At 44.8% G+C, this 728-nt stretch carries 1 protein-coding gene and 1 pseudogene; both read left to right on the forward strand.

The annotated features are described in order from the left end of the window. The first annotated feature begins 52 nt into the window (after positions 1-52). Positions 53-361: a 50S ribosomal protein L23 gene (locus tag M595_RS28195; protein WP_023067401.1), complete on the forward strand. Its 309-nt coding sequence runs from the start codon at positions 53-55 to the stop codon at positions 359-361. Between the two features lie 54 nt (positions 362-415). After that, positions 416-728 (forward strand): annotated as a pseudogene (rplB, locus tag M595_RS28200) (50S ribosomal protein L2); the annotation flags it as partial.

Raw genomic sequence — 728 nt, forward strand, 5'->3', positions numbered from 1 at the left:
GACAATATTGTGACCACAGCCGCAGCCCTTGAGAAAATCCAGGAGGTTTACGGTGACTGAATATCAAACCCGCGATCTCGCTGATGTGATCAAACGACCGATTGTGACGGAAAAAGCAACCGTATTAATGGAGCTAAACCAGTTCACCTTTGATGTCGATCCTCGGGCGAGTAAACCCGTCATTAAAGAAGCGGTCGAACTCTTGTTCTCCGTCAAAGTGATGAGTGTCAATACTCATAATCCGCCCCGAAAACGGCGTAGAGTGGGCAAATTTATCGGATTCAAATCTCGCTATAAACGAGCCATTGTTACTCTAGAGGATGGAGAACCCCTAAGAAAAATCCTATTCCCAGAAGTGTAAGGGAAATTCACAATTTAGGATTGTTTTTTGCAGATATAAAAAAGAGGGAAAATCATGGGAATTCGTTCATATCGACCCTATACCCCAAGCACTCGACAACATTCAGTTTCAGACTTTGCTGAAGTTACACGCTCAACCCCAGAACCTTCCCTCGTCACGACCAAACATCGTCATAAGGGACGTAACAACCGAGGTGTAATCACCTGTCGTCATCGGGGTGGAGGACATAAAAAACTCTACCGTATCATTGATTTTCGTCGCGATAAACATAATATCCCGGCAAAAGTTGCAGAGATCGAATACGACCCCAACCGTAACGCCCGCATCGCCTTACTGCATTATATCGATGGCGAAAAGCGATATATTT

This window comes from Lyngbya aestuarii BL J (assembly GCF_000478195.2).
GTDB lineage: Bacteria > Cyanobacteriota > Cyanobacteriia > Cyanobacteriales > Microcoleaceae > Capilliphycus > Capilliphycus aestuarii.